The organism is Paraburkholderia bannensis NBRC 103871 (genome assembly GCF_000685015.1).
GTDB classification, from domain to species: domain Bacteria; phylum Pseudomonadota; class Gammaproteobacteria; order Burkholderiales; family Burkholderiaceae; genus Paraburkholderia; species Paraburkholderia bannensis.
Genome location: NZ_BAYA01000010.1, coordinates 46,593 through 67,271, shown reverse-complemented (window position 1 = coordinate 67,271; position 20,679 = coordinate 46,593). Strand labels below are relative to the sequence as shown.

The following is a 20,679-nucleotide window of genomic DNA, read 5'->3' as shown; positions in this document are numbered from 1 at the left end:
ATCGACGTCGCCAATATCAGCGTCGCTTTTTAGTGCGTGCACTACTACTGCGTAACGGCAATGTGATGCACGCGCTTGAATGGGAGCGACGCGATTCACTGCGCCGGTGTATGGATTCTTCGACGTGGTGCGCGTATGCACTGACGTGGCGCCCGAATCCCGTTGCTGACGCAACAAGTTGGCGCAATCGATTGCGCGCGCCTGGATCGTTGCGCCCGCATTGATGCTTTCACATAACTTTCATTTTCACCCGGCACACTGCGAGTTGATTACGATTCTTTCAGATGCCGGGCTTTTCATGACAATAAATTCCAGCAAGCGCGCGTTCGCGGCTTCGCTCCTCTCGCTTGTTTCCCTCACGGCCTTTACTGCGCTGAGCGCTTGTGGCGGCGACCCTGCCTCTACCGCCAAGACGCCCACTTCGGACGCAGCCACTTCGGGTGCTGCTTCGGACACGGCCACCGCCACCACGCCCGACACCGCTTCGCAACCTGCGGCCACCACGCCCGGAAAATGGCAGGCCGCGGCGGCGGGCCAGGTGATCGACGTGACGCTCGGCGACCTGCGCCCGACCCAGGCCGCGCTGGGCTACGACCAGATCTATTACAAGCTCGGCCGCTACGAAGCCGATATGACCAAGGAGTTCGACGACTTCTGCGCGGACGAAGGGCTGACGGGCCTGGCGAGCAACGGCTCGACGTCCACGTCGACGCTGACCGACGCCACGTCCTACACCTGCACGGTCACGGACACGAGCCAGCGCGATACGACGGTGCTCAATCCGGTCGTCATCGGCCCGAACGGCGACACGCTGTACCTGACCGACGGCCATCACGGTTCGTCGACGTATTACGAAGTGCCCAACGGCGGCCCGAGCGTGCACGTCCACGTCGTGGTCAAGGACAACCTCAGCGCGTATTCGGGCAGCACGTTCTGGGCGGAAATGCAAAGCCGCGGCTATACGCGCCTGAAGGACGCGAACGGCGCGACGATCACGCCCGATCAATTGCCGACGGGGCTGGGCCTCAAGCTCGGCATGCAGAACGACGTCTATCGCTCGCTGGTCTATTTCACGCGCGATATCGGTTACAGCAAGCCGACGCCTTCGACCGACTTCCTGGAGTTTTACTGGGCCGACTGGCTGCGCACGACCTTCCCGCTCACGGGTTATACGCTGACGAAGGCGGGCACGACCGATCCCGATCCCGCGACCGCCGACACGGGTTACCTGAACGCAGTCTGGAATGCATCGGTGAAAATGGTTGCTTCGACCGATGGCGAAATCTCCGGCCTCACCGGGGCGCAACTTGGCCGCCTTGCGCAGGTCAATGCAGGCAAGGCCTATACCAAGGGCAATTTCGGCGACCTGGTCAAGCCGATCACGGCGTCGAAGCCAGGCAAGATCGCCTACGCGCTCGACTACAAGACGCGTCACGGCATTCAGTAAGTTTGCAGTGCCGATGCCGCCGGGCAGCGCGCCCGGCGGCATTTTTCATTGGTGCGATCAATGCGGCTTGTAGCCGTCCGTGAGCGTGCCGATGAACGCTATGATGTCCTGAATGTCCTGATCCGACATCGCGGGCCGGTCGGTGGGCTTGCGGTCGAATGGCGCATCGGCGTAATCGACGTTGGCCTGCAAGGCTTGCGGAATGTCGTTGTACACCTGCACCTTGCCAGCCGCATCGCGCGGATAGATCTTGTCCGGATCGGTATTGCGCAGGTTATAAAAGTCCATCACCTGCTTCAGGTCGTGATAGACGCCATTGTGGAAATACACGTGGCGAGTCGCGCTGTTGCGCAGCGTCGGCGTGAGGAACATGCCGCAATACTGCTTTTGCTGCGCCAGGTCCTGACGAATCGGCCCGCACAGGCCAAGGTCGAAAAATTTCGGGTCGCGGTTGGCTTCCAGGCGCGGATTGCGCGGCACGCCCAGCGCTTCGTATTGCGTGTCCGTGAACAGCGGTGGCAGGCCGTCGGAAGTCGGCTGGCTCAAATGGCAACCCGCGCAATTGGCCTTTTTCGAATCGTTGAATAGACGCAGCCCGCGCAGTTCTGCATGCGTGAGGCGCGCCTTGCCTTGCAGCCAGTAATCGTATTTGCTCGTGAATGCGTGGAAGTCCGGTTCTTCGAATTCATAGCGGCCGACTGCGAACATGGCTTCGGCGGTCAGCATGGTCGGATTGTCGAAGATGCGCGGGCCGAACAGCTTGCGGAAGGCGTCCGCATACGATGCATGCGCGAGTTTGTTCGCGACGGTCGCGGCATCGGGATTGGCCATTTCAGTCGGATTGAGCAACGGGCCCAGCGCCTGGCGCTGATACGAGTCCGCACGGCCATCCCAGAACAGGCCGCCCACCGGCACCATCGCGACCGTCGCGGGCGTCGTGCCTGCCACCTTGTCGGCGCGCTGCGTGCCCATCGCGGCTTGCGCGAGCGCATTGAAGTCGGGCGGCGCGGCGGCATCGGCGGCGTCGGGGCCGATGCTGAACGGCGCCTGCCGGTACAGATACGCAAGCGAAGGGGGCGGGCGATAGCTCTGACGATCCAGCTGCGGGCCGCCCAGTTGCACGTCGAGATCGTTCGGCGGCCCATAGGCGCGCGACGCGCTATGGCATGACGCGCACGACTGCTTGCCCGAAGCCGACAGCGATTCGTCGTAGAAGATCTGCTTGCCGAGCTTCGCGACGGCGCTCAAAGGTGCTTGCGGCGGCAGCACCAGTTGCACAGGATGCGGGTTCGCGCCGGTGAGATTTTCGACGGCGTCGCCGAGCGCTGCGGGCATGCGCTCGGGATACGCGAGCGCATAGCCCGTCAACCCGGCGACGGCGAACAGCGCGGCCGCGCAGCCTGCCAGCAGGCGTGGGCGGCGGCGCGATGGCGCTTTAGACGCGGTGGAATCGGCGGGTGGCGACGTGCGGTACGGTTGCGTTGACATAGACGGTTGCGGAGCAATGTCCGCGAAAGTCCCGTAAACAAGGGGCTATTCATCGCGGAGAAAAATGCATCGGCCCGGCGCGGGCCGAACCGATGCGCAAAGGAGCATCTCCGGTCAAGGGTGCAATGACGCGAAGACGCTCATCGATGGTCAGGTGTTGCGCTTAAAGCGACGGCCCCGTAATGGCTGCCGGCGTGGACGAGAGTTGCGTGCCCTTGTTCGAGTCGAGATAGAGCGTCGCATTCGGCGTCGTGGTCGCGAAGTTGAACAGGTTCATGATGCTGCCCGCGTTCGCGTCGTTCGAGCCCTGGCCGATGCGTGCGCCGCCCAGCCAGTTGTCTTCGATGAAGCGCACAACCGAGGACTGCGTGACCACGGTGGTGCCATCGACGAAGTTCGGCTTCGCATACGGCGAGATCACGAGGAACGGAATGCGCGTGCCGGGGCCGCAACGGCCATTCACCGCGCCGCCATTGACGCCCACGCCTTGCACCGCGCCCGTGGCGTTACAGACGCCCGCACCGTTGAGCTGGTCGGCGCCCGTGACGGCGGTCTTGGTGGTCTGGCCCGTCGTTTCAGCCGTGGTGGCATCGAACGAAGACGTGGTCGGCGCGATGTACTGATGGTCGTACCAGCCGTCGGAATCGTCATAGGTCACGATGACGGCGGTGTCCTTCCAGTCCGGCTGCTGCTGCAGGAAGTTCACCACGCTCGTGACGAACGACTGCTCGTCCAGCGGATCGGAATTGCCGGGGTGGGCATCGGCGACGGCAGGCGCCTTCAGGAAGCTGACCGACGGGAAGTTGCCCGCCTTGACCGCCGTGAAGAAGTCGTTGACGTCGTACTGGTGATGCACCGGCGTGGCCGTGTTGTCGAGCGGATCGGTATAGCCGATCGCCGCGACCGAGGACGGGCGCGTATGCGCGAGGTTCTGCGTGCTCGCGTAGTACTGGAACCACGCGTGATGCTGCACGTAGTCGCTTTCGCTCGCGCCCAGCACCGACGAATACGTCGAGCGGTTGCAGCCCGTCGTGCCGTTCGCGTTCACGGTCTGCAGGTTGAAGCCGCCCATGAAGCCGCCCCACGTGACGCCGCCCGAATTGAGCAGGTCGCCGATGTTCTTCGACGTCATCGCCGCCGTCGTGGTCGAGCCGGCCGCGACCGTGCAGGCGTCGCCGGTCGGGTCGAGGTCGCCGGTCAGCGTCCAGCCGCCTTGCAGGTCATACACCACGTCGGTCGACGGGCTCGACGTCGCGCTGCCCGTGACCACCGCGCCGCTCTTCGTCACCACGGCGCCGTTGTGCTGGCCCGAGATCACCGAGATCGCACCTGGCGTAGAGGGGCCGTACGTGTCGGTGTAGGCGTTGTCGCTCATTGCGAAGTGCTGCGCGTAGTTCCACAGCGCCGTGACGGTGTTGCCGTCGTAGTAGCCCATCACGAGGCCCGGCTCGCCGAACGTGTTGGCCGAGCCGACCGCGTTGTTGCCGGTGTTCAGCGGAAACAGATCCATCGCGCCGCCGTCTGCTGCAAGCTGCTCCGGCGTGTAGTTGTGGTTCTGGCTTTCCGTGGCGGCCTGCGAACGGTCGAGGCGGAACGGGTTGATGTTCGTGCCGCTCGGGTTCTTCGTGTTGGAGACCGTCGGGTTGGCCGTCAGCAGCGCCGACGTGAGGCCGTTGACGGTGGGCGTGCCGGCCGCCGCCGTAAACGTCGGTTCGCCTTCGGGGTTCTGGGCGTTCGGATAGGTGCCGAAGTAGTGGTCGAAGGACTCGTTCTCGCCAAAGATCACCACGAGGTGCTTGATCGGCGTGGCCGTCTTGAGGGCGTCCTGAGCGGAAACAGCCGCGGTCGTCGACGTGGGCGTCGAGTTGTTGTTGCTGCCGCACGCGGCGATCGCGACGACTGCCGCCGCGAACGAAATGGATAGCAGGGTTTTTCTTGGGTGCATACAGCGCGCTCCAGTTTTTAATTGGCGCTTCGTCTTGATGGTTGAAAGCAAGCGGTGGGTGAATTGCAGTCAATGCAATTGATGCTCTTTGATGGCGCCGTCAAAGTGGCCGCATTGAACCATTCCATTGTGAAACTTTTATAAATAATTCCGAATATTTGATGGGGTAATTCGCGTAATTGTTGCGATAAATGTGGGGAATTGAGGCTATCTTAGGCCTTGTTGCGACGGGAGAATGAAAGTCTTGGCGACGCTGGAAACAGCGGGGAATTTACAGTCGTAACAGCATGGCGGCGTGATTGCGCGCTGTACGCCGTGGAATTAAATGATTGATGATGCGGTATAAAGAAGGGAATGTAGTGGCGCGAAATTCCATGAATGTTCTGTTATTAATTTAATGAAATATATAAAATGGATTTCGTTTTTATTTCAATTGCCTTTTTGTGCGGGAAGTCGATTCCATCTTTTGCATTGAAAGATCGAGGCGCACACAATCGCGTCGCAGCGACGACAGGTCACTCAGGACGGGCGCAGGAGGGGCGACACGGCGGGTGATAGACTTGCGCCCTTGAACCCACAGCAAATCGGCAATACAGGATGGACGAGGCAAAGATCGACGTGCCGGAGAACGGCGAGTACCTGGCAACCTGCCGCGAGAACAACCCGCTCTCCGCAGCCGCGCATGGGCACGGCGAGGTGTTCCCCAAAGCCGACGTCACGGTGAAGGACGGCTGGGCGACGTTCTACCGCGATGGCCAGGAAATCTGGAACTGCAATGCGCGCTACGCAGCGGCAAATTTCATTCTTCAGAAGCGGTAAGTCTGCCCGGCCTGCATCGCCCGCTGGCTAGACCCACAATCGATAGACCCAGAACGATTCGTCTTCGGCGAAGCGCCGCGCGAACTCGTTGGGAGAAAACCCCGTGCGGCGCTTGACGGCGCGGCTCAGATGCGCCTGGTCTGCAAAGCCCTCGTCGTGTGCAATCGCGGCCCAGTCCAGCGCTTCGCCGGCTTCGTATTGCGCGCGTGCGTTGAAAAACAGGCTCTCGGTCTTGACGAGCGCTTGCCATTCGCGCATCGAGCGCCCGCTATAAGCCTTGATACGCCGCTCGACGTGACGCGGACTATGCGAGCGCCCCCATTCGTGAGCCTGCCACGCGAGCCGCTTGACCCAATAGCGGCCCGCTTCGCGCAGCGACGGCAGTATCGTGCTGGCGCCGCTCAGCGCACGCCAGCGCGGCGTGAGATGTTGCTGTAGCGCGGCTAGCGCTGACGCGTCGCTGTCCGAGGCGGCCAGCGCATCGAATAGCGCATGCCACGTGCTGTCGAGCAGCTCGCGCGCATCGACGATCACATCCTGGATGGCGCCCAGGTCGATCTGGAACAGCGCCTGTGCTGCGTGTGCATCGAAGCACACCATCCCGGCGCGGCCGCTGGTTGGCGCCCAGCATGTGGTGGGATGGGAATGCGTGCCGGATATCAGGACTGCAGAATTGAATGGCCGCCATTCGGGGCCCTCGTCGGTCTGCTCGATGCGTCCCGCATCGACGTCCTGAAACCACGTGAGGCTCACCATCGGCGAGGCGGGAAAATGCGTCAGGCGTTGCGCGTCGCTTAAGGCGAAGCCGCGGGTGTCGCGGCAAAGCACGGCGACAACGGCGCCTTGCAGACCCGGTGGCGCGAGATGGAGCCGCGCGTACGGACGCCGGTGGCCGAGCGATGCCAGCGGCGCACGCATCAGCGGATCGGGGCAGGGCGAAAGGCGCGGTTCCAGGTTCATGAGCGCGCAGTATAGACAGGGCGGCTGAGGCTGTCGATGTCGTTTGCGTTCAAGAAAACGCGGCGCGTCGGGTACAGAATCGCGATCAGGATAACCACCCCGTCGACACCATGACCAGGCCTTCCGAGCATCAATGTCCGTTTCATCGCAATGCGCCGCCGCAGGTTGCACCGGCTGCGGCGGCCGGTACGTGGCCGCCCGGGCCGCCTGCTGGCATCACGGGATGGCGCCTGCTTGGCGCGATGTCGCGCGATTTGCCCGGTACATTGGCGGCCTGGCAAAAGGCGTATGGCGACATCGTGCATCTGCGTATCTGGCCCGAGCATGATGTCGTCGTCGCCGATCCGCAACGGGTGCGCGAGCTACTTGTTTCCCATCATGATGGATTGATCCGCTGGGAGCGCGCCGTCAGCGTATTTTCGCAGGTGCATGGTCAAAGCGTTCTGACGACCGAAGGGGACGCCTGGCGCACTCGCCGTCATGCGCTGGTTCCGGGTTTCTCGTCGAAAGCCGTGCAAGGCTTTACACCAGCGATCGTCACGGCAGCCACGCAGGCGTTTGCGCGTTGGCCTCAAGCCGATGCGAAGTGGCCCATCGAGAGCGCACTCACGATGCTGACCATGGACGTGATTCTGCAAATGGTGTTTTCAAGCCATATCGGCGAGGACGTGCGCCTTGCCGAGGAAGCGATCCGCGTGATCAGCAGCGCGGCCAATGCGGAGTTCTACTGGCCGGCCAGCCTGCCTGACTGGATGCCCTGGAAACGCAGGAAACGGCAAGCGCTAAGGACTCTGAAGGAACTGATCGAGCGGCATTTGCAAAGCCGCTTGAATCTCAATCGCGAGGCGTGGCCTGACGATCTGCTGACGCACCTGCTGCAATCTCGCGATGATGGATCGGCCTTGTCGCTCCAGGGCGTGCGCGACGAGTGCATGACGATTTTCCTGGCGGGACACGAAACCACGGCGGCGACGCTGGTGTGGTGGGCCTGGTGCATGGCTTCGAATCCGCAGGCGCAACGCGTCGCGGGAGAGGAAGTGCAGCGTGTGCTGCAAGGCCGCGCACCGACGGTCGACACGTTGCCGGAACTCGGCTATCTGGTGCAGACGATCAAGGAGACGCTGAGGCTCTATCCCGTCGCGCCGGTGCTCTTTAGCCGGCGCGCTACGCGCGCCATTCGACTGGGCGAATGGCATTTTCCGGCGCGCACGCTGTTCATGATCCCCGTGCATCTGATGCACCGCGACGCGCGATGGTTTCCTGAACCCGACGTGTTCCGGCCCGAGCGTTTCGCGCCTGACGCGCCAGAATTGCCACGCGGCGCGTACACCCCTTTTGGCGCGGGGCCGCGCGTGTGCCTGGGACAAAATCTGGCGATGACCGAGATGACGGTTATCGCCGCCATGCTGTTGCAGCGCTTCACGTTGTCCGTGCCGGAGAACGCAGCGCCGCCGCGTCCGGTGCTTGCCGTGACGCTGCGGCCCGATCAGCCGTTGCACCTTGCGATTGCAGATCGATGCGCGCCGCTTGTGCAGGCTTGATCGGTGGCGAGGCTGACGCGCTCAGGGCAATTCACACGGAAGATGCGGAAGACTCGGAAGACGCCGCGCACGCAGGCCGCAGCGTATTGGCGAAACAGAGCCATAGCGCCAGTGAGCCAACGGAGACCGCCCCCAGCGCGAGAAAGGCGCCCGCGTAGCCGAACTGCTGCGCGAGCGTGCCTCCCAGCAAGGGACTGAGCGCGGCCCCGACGCCCTGGGCGGTGGCGACAGCGCCTTGCGAAACATTCACGCGCCCTGTGCCTTCCATGAGCCGCACGACGAGCGCCGGCACGGCGACGCTCTGCAGCCCCGCGCCGATGCCGTCCAGGATCTGCACCGGCCAGACCCCGGCGCCGTCCATGAAGAGCGCTGCCAGAGCGCCGCGTACTGGCAACGAACACCATGAAACCATCAGCACTCCCCAGTAACCCTGCGTGCGGACAAGCCGTGGCGTCAGCCACGCCGCGCCAATCATCACGCACTGCGCGATCACGATGGTCTGCGCGGTAAAGGCGCTTGCGTTGCCGCGATGCGCCGCCACGACGCCCATGCCATAAAGCGGCAGCATGGCGGCATTGCCGAGATGAAAGAGCGCCAGCGCAGCGCCGAGAACGACGAGCGGGCGGTTCCTCGCGAGCGAGCGCAGCGACGTTTCGCGGCGCTCGTTTCGATCGCTGTCCATGCCGCGCGCGCTGGCATAGTCGATTGCCTGTGCAGGTATGAGCAGCACGCTCACGATTGCAAACACGGCAAAGAGCGCCACGAGCACAAAGACGGCGTTGAACCCATAGCGCCAGCCGAACCATCCGGCGAGCGCAGCGCCCGCGACGTTGCCCGCGTGATTGGCCACCTGGTTGCGCCCGAACTGCACGTCGAATCCGCCCGAGCGCACCATGCCGAGCGTGACGCCCGCAAGCGCGGGCAGCAGCACCGATGCGCTCACGGCCGCCACGATCTGGGAACTTGCGATGGCCGCGTAACTGCGCGCGTACACGAGGGCCAGCGTTGCCAGTGTCGCGACAAGCGTGGCCGCCACGATCAGCGTGCGTTTGGAGCGTGTCGAGTCCACGAGCGCGCCGGCTAGCGGCGTGGCGATCATCGCCGCGAGCCCGGCAAGCGTCATGACCGAGCCGATCTCGTCGGCGCGCCAGCCGCGTCCGAGCAGAAACACGCCGATAAACGGGCCAATGCCTGCCTGCACGTCAGCCATGAAGAAGCTCAATGCCTCTAGCGCGAGTGTGGCTTGCATGGCGTTATCGGTTGATTGGAGGGCGTTGCCGGTATGCCGCGTCGTCGGGAAAATACGCGGGCGCTACGGCAACCAGTCTTGCGCAATCCGCAGGAGCAATTCGCGAACCCGCTGCGGCGGCGTGCCGCTAAGCTCACGCTACAATCGCGCGACGCGTGCCTCAGGTACGCCACCCCTCCGATCCTTTCAAACAGCATGGCGCGCTTCTCCCTCCGCAATGCGATATGGCTTCCTGGCTTCTCCCGGCTCGCCTCCTGGGGGCCAGGACTGCTCGTGATGCTGGCGGACTGCGATGCCGGCAACGTGGTGACCGCCGCGCAGGCAGGCGCTCAAACGGGGCTGCGTCTGCTGCCCGTGCTGCTGGCGCTCGTGCCGCTGCTCTACATGGTGCAGGAACTGACCGTGCGGCTGGGCCTGTTCACGGGCCGTGGTTTTGGTGAACTGGTGCGTGCACGTCTCGGGCCGGTCTGTGCGGGCCTCGCGGCAGCGGGGCTGATCGTGGCCGTGCTCGGCTCGCTCGTGACCGAATTGACCGGCGTGGCCGGTGTCGGGGAAATGTTTGGCGTCTCGCGCGCGGTCTCGCTGCCGCTTGCCGTCGCGGTGCTGTGCGGCATTGTTCTGACGGGTTCGCACAGGCGCGTCGACCGGATTGCCATCGCCATCGGTGTCTTCGATCTCGCGTTTTTTGCCGTTGCGTGGAGCGCCCGTTCGCAATTGCACGGCGTGACCGAGGCCATGACGCATTTGCCGTTCGGCAGCCGCGAGTTTGCTTATCTGGCTGCTGCGCTGATTGGCGCAACGTTCAACCCGTGGATGGTTTTCTATCAGCAGGCGGCAGTCGCCGATACGCCTGGCGCGAGGAACCTGGCATCGGCGCGGGTCGAAACGGCGGTGGGCGCCGTGCTCACGCAATGCCTGACTGGCGCGGTGCTGGTCGCGGCTGCAGCGACGTTATCGGCGCATGGACAGTCGCATTCGCTGGGCAGCATCGGCGAAATCGGCAATGCGCTGGTCGTCGAGCTGGGCCCTTTCGCGGGTCGGCTGCTGTTTGGCGCGGGGGTGCTCGGCGCGGCGCTGGTGGCGGCCATCGTGAGTTCGCTTGCGCTGGCGTGGGGCCTGGGGGAGGTGTTCGGCTACAAGGCTACGCTGGAAGCGGGGCCTGCGCGTGCGCCGTGGTTTTACGCGGCCTATGCGCTATCCGTCGCGGGAAGCGCCTGTTTCGTGTGGGTCTCGCCGGATCTCGTTTCCTTGAACGTGGCGGCGCAGGTCGTGAACGCGTTGATGCTGCCGTTCGTCGTGGTGATGCTCGTCGTGCTCAGCGTGACCGTGTTGCCGAAGCCGCTTCGTCCGCGTGGGCTCTATTTGTGGCTGGTGATCGTCGTAGGCGCGATTGTTTGCGCCGCGGGTGTCTGGGGCGCGATTCAAGGTTGGCACCCTCGATAAAAAGGCGCGGCATGCGAATGAATCGACGCCGCGCGTTGCGCTTTAACGCGTGCCTGAACGCGTCCCGCACAGGCGTAAATGCTTACACGTCGAGCGCACTTAATTGCCGAAATAGATCGGCTTCATGCCCGGCGCGCCAGTATGCGCGGGTTGCGCCGGTCGAGCGGGCCCGCCCGATGCGTTAGAACCCTGCATCACGCCGCCGTAGCCGCTGCCTGCTTGCGGCGCCGCTTGTGGCGTGTATTCGCCGCTTGAAACTTCGCGCACCTGTTCACGGCCCACACGTGCCTCGGCGGCTTGAACCTGACGCGGATACGAGGCCTGATCGCCCACCGACGTGTCGTAGCCGGAGTGCTCCAGACGCGTCTGATCCTGCTTGACCTGTGCGCGCGTCAAAGCATCGTTGCCCGCGAGACCGGGCTCCACGATCGGCGTCTGGGCCTGCGCTAGAGCCGTGAGCGGAACGGCAAGGAGCGCTGCGACGGCGGCAACATGCTTGATCGTCTTCATCATCGTTCTCCCATGAAGTGGCAAAGGGTGCGCTCTATAGCGCATGTGTTGTGCCACGCATGCCGCAAACGATGAAAAAAGTCGCCGAAAGAATTCGCCGAATAAATTCGTTGTGCGCGCCACGAAATAGGGACGCAATTCATTTCACGCAGTCGCACGCGTCACGAAAAGACCCTGACGGAGGATGTAAAAACGCCCGCAACACGAAAGCGTTGCGGGCGTTTTTGCACGTTGCAGCCGGATTGCACCGGCCGCACGTTCGAGGCGGTGCTTAGAAGCGGTGACGCAGGCCCAGGTTCACGAGGGTCTGCGAGCCCGTGCCGGCGTAGCCATACGAGCCGATCGACGCTTGCGCCGAGGTCACTGCACCCGTGTCCGCGTCACGCGTCGTGCCGCTTGCGTGCTGGTAAGCCGCCGTCACGTAGACATCGGTGCGCTTGGACAGGTTGTAGTCGCCGCCCAGCGAGAACTGGTGGTAGTTCGCCGACGTATCGCCGCTTGCGTGCGTGTAGCTGTAGCCAGCGCCGACCAGCAGTGCCGGGGTTGCCTGGTATGCCAGGAAGCCTTGTCCGGTGTTGTACTTCTGCTTGTTGTCGAATGCCGAGTTTGCGTCAGCCGCGTATTGTGCGTTGCTGTAGCCAAGGCCGAAGATGAACGAGCCAGCCGTGTACTGTGCTGCCACGCGTGCGATCTGCAGCGAGTGAGCCGTTGCGTAGCCGTTGTTGATCGGGCCGTCGAACGTGCCGTCCGAGGTGCTCGACCAGCCGTCGCGGTCGCCAGCGCTGTTGGCGGCGTAGTAGTAGCCAGCGGCAACAGCCAGCGGGCCGTTGTTGTAGGCGAGTGCTGCCGAGTACGACTGCTTCGCGCCCGTCGAGCCAGCGACGCCGCCGAACGAGTACATGACTTCGGTCTGCAGGCCGCGGTAGACCGGCGAGGTGTACTTGACTGCGCTGTTCACGCGGAAGCTGTTGTCGTAGTTGTCGACGTCGCCAGCCGTTGCGAACACCGAGCCGAAGTAGTTGTCGGCGGTGATGCCCTGGATCAGGTCGACCAGCGGGTCATACTGGCGGCCCAGCGTCAGCGTGCCGTACTGGTCGCTTGCGAGGCCGACGAATGCCTGGCGGCCGAACATCACGCCCGAGCTCGTGCCACCCGTGGACGGGTTGAAACCATTTTCGAGCTGGAAGATTGCCTTGAGGCCGCCGCCCAGGTCTTCCGAACCCTTCACGCCCCAGCGCGTGCCGGCCAGGTTGCCGTTGCTGCTGTTGCCGAGCGCCCAGAGGCTCTTGTTCGCGGCCGAGTGGTTGACGTAGGTGAGCGACGTATCGATGACACCATAGAGCGTGACGCTCGATTGTGCGTGTGCTGCACCAGCGATGCCGAACGCGGCAAACGCTGCGAGAGTAAGGGCGCGTGATTTCATCTGTAACTCCGTTTTGTTGTGGAACTGCTTTTGATTCAAGGCCCGAAGGCTATATTGCGCATCGCCCCCTGCGCAAGACCCAATAAATAATCCGTAGCAAAATTGTGACACCCGTTGATAATCGGTTCGCTGCCGATCAGTATGTTGTGTGCGCAATTAATTTTATTGAATCAATGACTTGGCGGCCTGAATTGCACGCGCGAACCGGATCTATTACATGCCGGGAAGATTTAAGAATGTCGTGCAAGACATGAGGCCGTTCGCGGCCGGACGGATCTGCAATTGCAGCGGCGCGGATCGTGATGACGAGGCGGAAAGTGCCTGAAAATAAGGCAAAGTGCGACGAATGCGCGCAATGAAAAAAGCCCCGCTACATGAGCGGGGCTATAAAGCGTGGATAACTGTCTGAAACAAAAACAGTTGAGTGCATTGTATGGCAAGGAAATCGGCGCATAAATTCACTTTCCGCAATAAGCTCGTGACGAAATTGCGGTGGCGGGCAATGGCGAATTGTGCGTGCGTGTCGCCACGCTGCTAGAAAATACGCTCTGGCTTGGTGGGTTTGATGGCCTCGATGAAGGGCTTGCCGGTCGCCATTTCGCTGCCTATCCGCAAGATGACGGCGGGCACGGCGATGATTGCATGAATGATCATCGCCACTGCGATATAAGCCGCGAACTCCACGCGTCGCAATAAGCCAGGCCCGCGACCGTCCCTGGCGCCCAGGAAATCGGCGCGCAATGCGGCCACATTGGCCCATTGCGCGGTATCGATGGCTTGGCGCGTCCTGGGGCTGTAGAGATTGCGGCTGCGGCACCCCAGTGAAAATGCACGCCACATTCTGCGAGGCTGCAAGACCCATCCGGTGGACAAGGCAATCAGGTTCATGATGCCGAGCAGCGGCGACGCGAGCATGGAACCCGTGCCCAGTTCCCACGCACTGACTTCGCCTTCGCCAATGCGGCCCACGCTAAAGCCCGTGATCATGTGATGCATGTCGTGATACTTGAGGTAGCGATGCCGCGTTTCGATATTGGGCATCGGCACGAGCAGGCAGCCCGTGAATACCGGCACAGTGCGTGGATGAGGGCCTTTTGAAGGCGCAAAACCACAGCGTCGATAGAAGTCGTCCAGTTCCTGTTGTAGCGTCATGGCTTGACACTCCTGATAGTTGTTCTTTGAACCGCGCGAATGCTTGCCTATGGCTCTAAATTGACACGGCATGGGCAGCGCATTTCTGCCGCGATTGTCGTCGAACTGGAAGGCGATGTCGAAGGGGAATACGCTGGAACAGGCCAGAAAATGCGCGATGGATAGCGATTTAAACTCGCCGCATCTTTCGGCTATAGTGTGCCCGCCAGAAGCATCACAACACGACAAGGACAACGATGAGCCTGCTTAGCCGCCTGTTCCGAAAATCGCGCACCGGGGATGAAAAAAGCGGCGCAGCCGGGCCAGCATCGGCAACGAATGCGTCGTCCCGGCAAGAGGCGGGTGACGAAATCGCGCCTGAACTCAAGCACGCATTGGCGGCATTCAAGGCCGGTCAGTACGACAAGGCGATCGCGGCTGCCACGCCTTATACGGATCGCTTTGCGGATGCGAACCGGTTGTGCGCGTTGAGCTGCTCGCAGTCAGACCGATATCCCGAGGCGTTCAAATACTGGCTCGCGCTGTTCGAGCAGGAGCCGTCGGCGCATAACGCATTGCAGCTTGCCAGCACGTCGGTGATGTGCGGCGAAGTCGAACGAGGCGAAGCGTGGTTAATCAAGTTCGCGCAGATCAATCACGAGACGCGCGAGCAATCCGATGTTTCGGCGCGCACGAATTTCCTGTCGGCACTGGTTCAGGGCGGTTATCTGGCCGAGGCGCTGCCGCATGTCACGTGGATGCGCGATGTCTATGCGCAGTTGAGCATTACCGATGCCACGTTCCTCTATATGCGCGGCGTGCCGCCGTTCGGCATGTTCCTCGAAAAGAGCCTGACGATCCTGCGTGGCAGCCAGTCGGCCGAGTCCGTCGCGAACTGGTATGGCCAACTCAAAGGCAAGCTCGATAAAGATGGCGAAGCGCAACTCGCGCTGTGGGTCGCGAAGTTGCCATAGTTGCATGTTCCTCCGTGCACGCGTGGTCGTTGTCCCGGGCGTTGCTTTAAGAGGGCATGCGCGCACGCTCGTGGTGCGAGGTTGCCGCGTCGCGGTGCGGACGTGGAAGCAAGCGGCGTGAACGCGTTGCCGCAAAGCACGGGCGGTACTGCAAAAACACCGCAAAAGACGGGCTTCGCGCACAACTGGCACGAAGCTCGCTTAAAGCAGGGCACAGAGTAGAAGCGGCTAGCGACCGGCACGGCCATTGAGGCAGCCGGTAACGTGGGGCATTGCTCTTGGGGCGCATCGTGCGCCCACGTCGATCGTCGATCGGCGTTTGAACGGAACCGTCCGGTTCCGCCAACAAGGAGCGAGCGATGCAGTGGCCCCACACGAATTCCCCCGTTGTCGACATCGAAGCGGTGCCCTTGCGCATCGCGGCCCGGCTTCGTCCAGTCATTCTTCGTCCAGTCATTCCCCACAGCACCCGGAGTCTCTCCATGAGCAATCTGCTTCGCGTTTCGCGCTGGCTTCGGCTCGCGCGTTCTTTCAGTGCGTGCGCAACGATCCTTGTTGCGGCGTTGCCGGGCCTCGCCCGCGCCGACGATCACGTCACGCTGCTAACGAGCTGGTACGCGCAGGCCGAACATGGCGGTTTCTATCAGGCCGTCGCTACCGGGATCTACAAGAAGTACGGTCTCGATGTGACGATCCGCATGGGCGGCCCGCAGGTCAATGGGCTGCAACTGCTGGCGGGCGGCCAGGCCGATTTCATTCTCGGTTACGACTTTCAGGTGCTCTCCGCGGTGGAGTCGAAGATTCCCGTGACGACCGTGGCCGCATCGTTTCAGTTCGATCCGCAAGGCATGCTGACGCACGACGATGTGAAAACGCTTGCCGACCTCAAGGGCAAGACGATTCTCGTCGCCGGTTCGGGCCGCACGAGCTGGTGGCCCTGGCTGCGGGCGAAGTACGGCTACAACGACGCGCAGGCGCGTCCCTATACCTTCAACCTGCAACCGTTCTTTGCGGATCGCGATGTCGCCATGCAGGCCTATCCCACCTCCGAAACATTCCAGGCCGATCAGGCGCACATGAAGACGCACTTCTTCCTGTTCGCCGATGCGGGCTATCCGCCGTACAACACCACCATCGTGACGATGCGCAACACCCTGCAAAACAAGCCCGATCTCGTGTCGCGGTTCGTGAAGGCGTCGATGGAAGGCTGGAAGAGCTATCTCAACGATCCCGCTCCGGCTAACGCGCTCATCAAGAAAGACAACCCGCAGATGAGCGACGCGCAACTGGCTTACGGCGTGGCGCAAATGAAGAAACTGCGCCTCATCACGGGCGGCGATGCGTCCACGCTCGGCATCGGCGCGATGACCGACGCGCGCTGGAAACGCACTTACGACTACATGGTGCAAGCCGGGCTGCTCAAGTCCGACACCGACTATCGCAGCGCCTACACACTTAAATTCGTCGACAACCTCAAGGTCATGCCCTGAGCGTCGCGCGTGAATGAATTCGCAAGAGGAGAAACAGGATGCTTGTTACGCAACAGAAGGTACTGCGCCGCTTCTGGTACGCCATCATGCCGGTGTCGCAGCTCGACGCGGGGCCCCAGCCATTCACGCTGCTGGGTGTGCCGATCGTGCTCTGGCGCGGCGCCGACGGCAAACCGCATGCGCTGCGCGATCGCTGCTGCCATCGCACGGCGAAACTCTCGAAGGGCTTTGTCGACGCGGACGGCAATATCGCCTGCGGCTATCACGGCTGGACATACGACTGCAGCGGACGTTGCGTGAAGATTCCGCAAAGCAACGGCACGGCGATTCCGTCACGCGCCGTGGTCGACGCGTATCGTTGCGAAGAACGCTACGGCTATGCGTGGGTCGCGCTAGACGAACCGCTTCAGCCGATTCCCGAGTTTCCCGAAGAAACGGCTCCCGGTTATCGGCGCATCCTGCAGTTCTATGAGCGCTGGGAAACGAGCCCGCTGCGCATGATGGAGAACTCCTTCGACAACTCGCATTTCAGCTTCGTGCACAAGGCGAATTTTGGCTTGTTCGACAGTCCGAAGCCGTCGAAATACGAGTTCCGGCCGCACGAATGGGGATTCGAGGCGCAGACGCACGTGCCCGTGCGCAATCCCGTCGCGAGCCATCGCATCACCGGCACGACCGAGGAAATCACCGAGCGCCATCTGCTCAATCGCTGGTTCATGCCGTTTGCGCGGCGCTTTGGTTGCGTGTATCCGGCAAGCGGCATTCATCACATCATCTACAACTGCGCGACGCCGATCGACGACCGCTCGATCATGCTGTCGCAATGGCTCTATCGCAACGATACCGAGCAGGCGTGCTCGACGCAGGAGTTGATCGACTGGGATCGCCCGATCACGGACGAAGACCGTGACATCCTGGAGGCGACCGATTACGACGCGTGCATCGACGTGCGGCGTCAGCAGGAATGTCACATGGAATCCGATCAACCCGGCCTGCTGATGCGTCGCATGCTGCTGCAATTGCTCGAAGCGCATGGCGAACGCGAAGTGTTCCGCATCGAACCTCAGGAGTGACTATGTCGATTCCTCTGCTGGCCGTGCAGCGCGTGGACAAGCGCTATCCGAACGGCACTGTTGCGCTCGACGATGTGCGGCTCGATATCGAGGCGGGCGAGTTCGTCTCGCTGCTCGGGCCTTCGGGTTGCGGCAAGAGCACGTTGCTCAAGATGTTCGCGGGCATAGAAGCGCCGACGCACGGCCACCTGCGCTGGTGGGGCGGCCCGTTCGCAGGCGTGGGGTCGCCGGGGCGGCGGCTTTCCTTCGTATTCCAGGAAGCCACGCTGATGCCGTGGGCCACCGTCGCCGAGAATGTGCGGCTGCCGCTCGATCTCGCGGGCGTGCCGCGCCGCGAAGCGGGCGCGCGTTCGCGCGAGGCGCTCGAAGGCGTGGGGCTGGGCAAGTTCGGCGGCGCGCGGCCGCGCGAATTGTCCGGCGGCATGCAGATGCGTGCGTCGCTGGCTCGCGCGCTCGTGACCGAGCCGGATCTGCTGCTGCTCGATGAACCCTTTGGCGCACTCGACGAATTCACGCGCAATCGTCTGGACAGCGATTTGCGCGCGCTGTGGCAGCGGCGCGCCATGACCGTGGTGTTCGTGACGCACAGCATTCACGAGGCTGTGTTCCTGTCGAGCCGCGTGGTCGTGATGCAGGCGCGGCCAGGCCGGGTGATCGCCGACGTGCCGATTGCAGGGCCAGCGGCGCGCGACGACGCGTGGCGTATCAGCGCGCCGTTCGTCGAGCATAGCGTTGCGCTGTCGAAGCTGATTTCGCAGGCACATAGCGCATCGGATTTCGAAGCCCATAACATCGCCGATAGTCCGGCGCACAGCGAGGTGCAATCATGAGCGGGCAATCAATGAGTATCGATGGCGCAAGCAAGGTTGAAGTCACCGCTAAGCCCACGCGCGTGCCGTTGCTGCGTCGCCCCGGTGTTGCGCGTGCATTGGCGCCGTGGTGCGTCGGGCTGGTGATGCTCGTGGTGTGGCAGGCGTGGTGCACGCTCGGCGCGGTGCCCGCGTATCTCGTGCCTTCGCCGCTGGCGATCGTGCAGCAGCTCGTGATCGACTGGCCGCTGCTGTTTGCGAGCCTGCTCGCGACGCTCAAGATCACCTTGCTGGCTTTCGCGGTGGCGACCGTGCTGGGCGTTGCGATTGCGGTGCTGTTCGTGCAGAGTCCGTTGCTGGAGGCGAGTCTCTTCCCGTATGCGATTCTGTTGCAGGTCACGCCCGTCGTCGCCATTGCGCCGCTCATCATCATCTGGGTGAAAGACACGACGATGGCGCTGGTGGTGTGCGCCATGCTCGTCGCGCTGTTTCCGGTCATTTCCAATACGGCGCTAGGATTGCGCAGCGTGAATCCCGGACTCATCAATCTCTTTCGCATCCATCGCGCATCGCGCTGGGATACGCTGGTGCGTTTGCGCATCCCGAGCGCGCTGCCGTATTTTTTCGGCGGCCTGCGGATCTCCAGCGGACTGTCGCTGATCGGCGCGGTGGTGGCCGAGTTTGTGGCGGGCACGGGTGGCAGCGGCGCAGGGCTTGCGTACCAGATCCTGCAAGCGGGCTTCCAGCTCAATATTCCACGGCTTTTTGCGGCGCTCCTGCTCATCACCGTGACGGGCGTGGTGCTGTTTGGCCTCACGGTGTGGCTGTCGCGTGTCTGCCTGCGCGGCTGGCACGAGAGCGAACTGTGACGCGCGTATATCCCTTTATGGCGAGGCACAGCCTATGACATCGACTACATCGACAGCATCGAACAACGCTTCCACGCTGATCCGCAACGCGGCCGCGATCATGACGGGCGGCAACCCGCGCGCGGGCGAAGCGACGCGGCTCGAAGGCCCAGATATCCGCCTGCGCGGCGACAGTATCGAAGCGATCGGCGCACTCGCGCCGCTGCCAGGCGAACAGGTTGTGGACGCAACCGATTGCGTGATCTACCCGGCATGGGTGAACACGCATCATCATCTGTTCCAGTCGCTGCTCAAGGGTGATCGCGCGGGTCTCGACGCGAGCCTCACGCCGTGGCTTGCCGCCACACCGTATCGCTTTCGCGCGGGATTCGACGAAGCGCGCTTTCGTCTGGCGGCGCGCATCGGCTTGATCGAGCTGGCGCGCTCGGGCTGCGCCACGGTCGCGGATCACAATTATCTTTATTACCCGCAGATGCCGTTCGACAGCTCCGCCATTCTCTTTGAGGAGGCCGAACGATTGGGCCTGCGTTTCGTGCTGCTGCGTGGCGGCGCGACGCGCACGCGCCAACTGGAAGCCGAATTGCCTACGGCGTTGCGCCCTGAATCCTTCGACGACTATCTCGCCGATATCGAACGCCTGGCCGCGCGCTATCACGATCCGTCGCCGCGCGCGATGCAGCGTGTCGCGATGGCGCCGACCACCGTGCTCTATTCGATCTCGCCAGCGCAGATGCGCGAGAGCGCGGCGTTTGCGCGGCGGCTCGGCTTGCGTCTGCATAGCCACCTGTCGGAGACCGTGTCGTACCAGGACAGCGCGCAAACGATGCATGGCTGCTCGCCTGTTGCGTTCTGCGGCGAACATGACTGGCTCGGCAGCGACGTCTGGTTCGCGCATCTCGTCAAGCTCGACGCCGACGAAATCGCGCTGCTCGGCCAGACGCGCACGGGCGTGGCGCACTGTCCGCAAAGCAACGGACGCCTGGGCAGCGGCATCTGTCCACTGAACGATCTTGCCGCGGCGGGCGTGCCGGTGTCGATAGGCGTGGATGGCGCGGCTTCCAACGAAGCTGCCGACATGATCTCCGAAGTGCACATGACGTGGCTCGCCCAGCGCGCGCGTGCGGGCATGGCGGCGCGACCCGCCTATGCGGGTGGCACCTTCGAGGGCGGGGCGCACGCGGCGAGCGTGGAGGACGTGATCCACTGGGGCACCGCGGGTGGCGCGGACGTGCTGGGCTTGAACGAGCTGGGACGCATCGCGCCTGGCGCGCCCGCCGACCTGGCGATCTACCGGCTCGACGATCCGCGTTACTTTGGTTTGCACGATCCGGCCATCGGCCCGGTGGCGAGCGGCGGCCGGCCTGCTTTGAAAGCGCTGTTTGCCGCGGGCAGCCGCGTCGTGGCCGACGATGCGATTCCGGGACTCGATATGGAGGCGCTCGGTCGCGAGGCGCGTGCGGCTGTGCGCGCGCTGATGGCAGAGACTTGAGCGCATGATGGCGTCGCGG

Annotated in this window: 17 protein-coding genes; 10 read left to right on the top strand and 7 right to left on the bottom strand. The window is 63.0% G+C overall.

From position 1 onward, the window contains the following. Positions 1-298: 298 nt before the first annotated feature. Positions 299-1,447, top strand: a complete 1,149-nt coding sequence (locus BBA01S_RS17430; protein WP_027817584.1) for a ParB/Srx family N-terminal domain-containing protein — start codon at positions 299-301, stop codon at positions 1,445-1,447. A 57-nt stretch (positions 1,448-1,504) separates the two neighbouring features. Here the strand turns inward: BBA01S_RS17430 and BBA01S_RS17425 are convergent, their stop codons facing one another. Continuing rightward, the gene (locus BBA01S_RS17425; protein ID WP_084162238.1) at positions 1,505-2,935 is read right to left on the bottom strand and encodes a cytochrome-c peroxidase; all 1,431 of its coding nucleotides are present in this window, start codon (positions 2,933-2,935) and stop codon (positions 1,505-1,507) included. Between the two features lie 163 nt (positions 2,936-3,098). After that, on the bottom strand, positions 3,099-4,880 hold the full coding sequence (locus BBA01S_RS17420; protein ID WP_042297450.1) for a phospholipase C: 1,782 nt from the start codon (positions 4,878-4,880) through the stop codon (positions 3,099-3,101). Positions 4,881-5,477: 597 nt separating this feature from the next. On the opposite strand from BBA01S_RS17420, the gene BBA01S_RS17415 reads away from it, so the two are divergent. Beyond that, positions 5,478-5,699 carry a hypothetical protein gene (locus tag BBA01S_RS17415; RefSeq protein ID WP_027817581.1) on the top strand — a complete coding sequence of 74 codons (222 nt, stop codon included), beginning with the start codon at positions 5,478-5,480 and terminating at the stop codon, positions 5,697-5,699. Positions 5,700-5,726: 27 nt separating this feature from the next. On the opposite strand, the gene BBA01S_RS17410 is transcribed toward BBA01S_RS17415, so the two are convergent. Beyond that, positions 5,727-6,659, bottom strand: coding sequence for an AraC family transcriptional regulator (locus BBA01S_RS17410; protein WP_027817580.1), 933 nt, complete (start codon positions 6,657-6,659; stop codon positions 5,727-5,729). A gap of 110 nt (positions 6,660-6,769) precedes the next feature. On the opposite strand from BBA01S_RS17410, the gene BBA01S_RS17400 reads away from it, so the two are divergent. After that, on the top strand, positions 6,770-8,200 hold the full coding sequence (locus tag BBA01S_RS17400; RefSeq protein ID WP_042297448.1) for a cytochrome P450: 1,431 nt from the start codon (positions 6,770-6,772) through the stop codon (positions 8,198-8,200). A 31-nt stretch (positions 8,201-8,231) separates the two neighbouring features. Here BBA01S_RS17400 and BBA01S_RS17395 read toward each other — a convergent pair whose 3' ends face one another. After that, on the bottom strand, positions 8,232-9,449 hold the full coding sequence (locus tag BBA01S_RS17395; RefSeq protein WP_027817578.1) for an MFS transporter: 1,218 nt from the start codon (positions 9,447-9,449) through the stop codon (positions 8,232-8,234). 276 nt (positions 9,450-9,725) lie between these two features. On the opposite strand from BBA01S_RS17395, the gene BBA01S_RS17390 reads away from it, so the two are divergent. After that, positions 9,726-10,892, top strand: a complete 1,167-nt coding sequence (locus tag BBA01S_RS17390; RefSeq protein ID WP_245641524.1) for an NRAMP family divalent metal transporter — start codon at positions 9,726-9,728, stop codon at positions 10,890-10,892. Positions 10,893-10,991: 99 nt separating this feature from the next. Here BBA01S_RS17390 and BBA01S_RS41570 read toward each other — a convergent pair whose 3' ends face one another. From BBA01S_RS41570 to BBA01S_RS17375, 3 genes are all read right to left on the bottom strand, one after another. After that, positions 10,992-11,405, bottom strand: coding sequence for a DUF4148 domain-containing protein (locus BBA01S_RS41570; RefSeq protein ID WP_245641511.1), 414 nt, complete (start codon positions 11,403-11,405; stop codon positions 10,992-10,994). A gap of 268 nt (positions 11,406-11,673) precedes the next feature. After that, positions 11,674-12,825, bottom strand: a complete 1,152-nt coding sequence (locus tag BBA01S_RS17380; RefSeq protein WP_027817576.1) for a porin — start codon at positions 12,823-12,825, stop codon at positions 11,674-11,676. Between the two features lie 534 nt (positions 12,826-13,359). Further along, positions 13,360-14,211: a hypothetical protein gene (locus tag BBA01S_RS17375; RefSeq protein ID WP_218004246.1), complete on the bottom strand. Its 852-nt coding sequence runs from the start codon at positions 14,209-14,211 to the stop codon at positions 13,360-13,362. Between the two features lie 2 nt (positions 14,212-14,213). Here BBA01S_RS17375 and BBA01S_RS17370 point away from each other — a divergent pair, with 2 nt between their 5' ends. The 6 genes from BBA01S_RS17370 to BBA01S_RS17345 all read left to right on the top strand — a co-directional run bounded on the left by BBA01S_RS17370 (position 14,214) and on the right by BBA01S_RS17345 (position 20,660). Beyond that, the gene (locus tag BBA01S_RS17370; RefSeq protein ID WP_027817574.1) at positions 14,214-14,930 is read left to right on the top strand and encodes a tetratricopeptide repeat protein; all 717 of its coding nucleotides are present in this window, start codon (positions 14,214-14,216) and stop codon (positions 14,928-14,930) included. Between the two features lie 482 nt (positions 14,931-15,412). After that, positions 15,413-16,420 (top strand): ABC transporter substrate-binding protein, encoded by a 1,008-nt coding sequence (locus BBA01S_RS41565; RefSeq protein WP_084162236.1) that lies wholly within the window; start codon positions 15,413-15,415, stop codon positions 16,418-16,420. A gap of 38 nt (positions 16,421-16,458) precedes the next feature. Continuing rightward, the gene (locus BBA01S_RS17360; RefSeq protein ID WP_027817573.1) at positions 16,459-17,493 is read left to right on the top strand and encodes an aromatic ring-hydroxylating oxygenase subunit alpha; all 1,035 of its coding nucleotides are present in this window, start codon (positions 16,459-16,461) and stop codon (positions 17,491-17,493) included. Positions 17,494-17,495: 2 nt separating this feature from the next. After that, on the top strand, positions 17,496-18,323 hold the full coding sequence (locus BBA01S_RS41560) for an ABC transporter ATP-binding protein (RefSeq protein ID WP_052391769.1): 828 nt from the start codon (positions 17,496-17,498) through the stop codon (positions 18,321-18,323). 11 nt (positions 18,324-18,334) lie between these two features. After that, positions 18,335-19,171 (top strand): ABC transporter permease, encoded by an 837-nt coding sequence (locus BBA01S_RS17350; RefSeq protein WP_042297442.1) that lies wholly within the window; start codon positions 18,335-18,337, stop codon positions 19,169-19,171. Positions 19,172-19,205: 34 nt separating this feature from the next. Then, a complete protein-coding gene (locus BBA01S_RS17345; protein WP_042297441.1) occupies positions 19,206-20,660 on the top strand; it encodes an amidohydrolase family protein in 1,455 nt (484 codons plus the stop codon). Positions 20,661-20,679 lie beyond the last annotated feature (19 nt).

Bases quoted from the DNA above. Each gene is read 5' to 3' on its own strand.
- BBA01S_RS17380 (WP_027817576.1), bottom strand. From the start codon at position 12,825: ATGAAATCACGCGCCCTTACTCTCGCAGCGTTTGCCGCGTTCGGCATC.
- BBA01S_RS17395 (WP_027817578.1), bottom strand. From the start codon at position 9,449: ATGCAAGCCACACTCGCGCTAGAGGCATTGAGCTTCTTCATGGCTGAC.
- BBA01S_RS17415 (WP_027817581.1), top strand. From the start codon at position 5,478: ATGGACGAGGCAAAGATCGACGTGCCGGAGAACGGCGAGTACCTGGCA.
- BBA01S_RS17370 (WP_027817574.1), top strand. From the start codon at position 14,214: ATGAGCCTGCTTAGCCGCCTGTTCCGAAAATCGCGCACCGGGGATGAA.
- BBA01S_RS41570 (WP_245641511.1), bottom strand. From the start codon at position 11,405: ATGATGAAGACGATCAAGCATGTTGCCGCCGTCGCAGCGCTCCTTGCC.
- BBA01S_RS41565 (WP_084162236.1), top strand. From the start codon at position 15,413: ATGAGCAATCTGCTTCGCGTTTCGCGCTGGCTTCGGCTCGCGCGTTCT.
- BBA01S_RS17410 (WP_027817580.1), bottom strand. From the start codon at position 6,659: ATGAACCTGGAACCGCGCCTTTCGCCCTGCCCCGATCCGCTGATGCGT.
- BBA01S_RS17425 (WP_084162238.1), bottom strand. From the start codon at position 2,935: ATGTCAACGCAACCGTACCGCACGTCGCCACCCGCCGATTCCACCGCG.
- BBA01S_RS17420 (WP_042297450.1), bottom strand. From the start codon at position 4,880: ATGCACCCAAGAAAAACCCTGCTATCCATTTCGTTCGCGGCGGCAGTC.
- BBA01S_RS17350 (WP_042297442.1), top strand. From the start codon at position 18,335: ATGAGTATCGATGGCGCAAGCAAGGTTGAAGTCACCGCTAAGCCCACG.
- BBA01S_RS17390 (WP_245641524.1), top strand. From the start codon at position 9,726: ATGCTGGCGGACTGCGATGCCGGCAACGTGGTGACCGCCGCGCAGGCA.
- BBA01S_RS17345 (WP_042297441.1), top strand. From the start codon at position 19,206: ATGACATCGACTACATCGACAGCATCGAACAACGCTTCCACGCTGATC.
- BBA01S_RS17360 (WP_027817573.1), top strand. From the start codon at position 16,459: ATGCTTGTTACGCAACAGAAGGTACTGCGCCGCTTCTGGTACGCCATC.
- BBA01S_RS17430 (WP_027817584.1), top strand. From the start codon at position 299: ATGACAATAAATTCCAGCAAGCGCGCGTTCGCGGCTTCGCTCCTCTCG.
- BBA01S_RS17400 (WP_042297448.1), top strand. From the start codon at position 6,770: ATGACCAGGCCTTCCGAGCATCAATGTCCGTTTCATCGCAATGCGCCG.
- BBA01S_RS41560 (WP_052391769.1), top strand. From the start codon at position 17,496: ATGTCGATTCCTCTGCTGGCCGTGCAGCGCGTGGACAAGCGCTATCCG.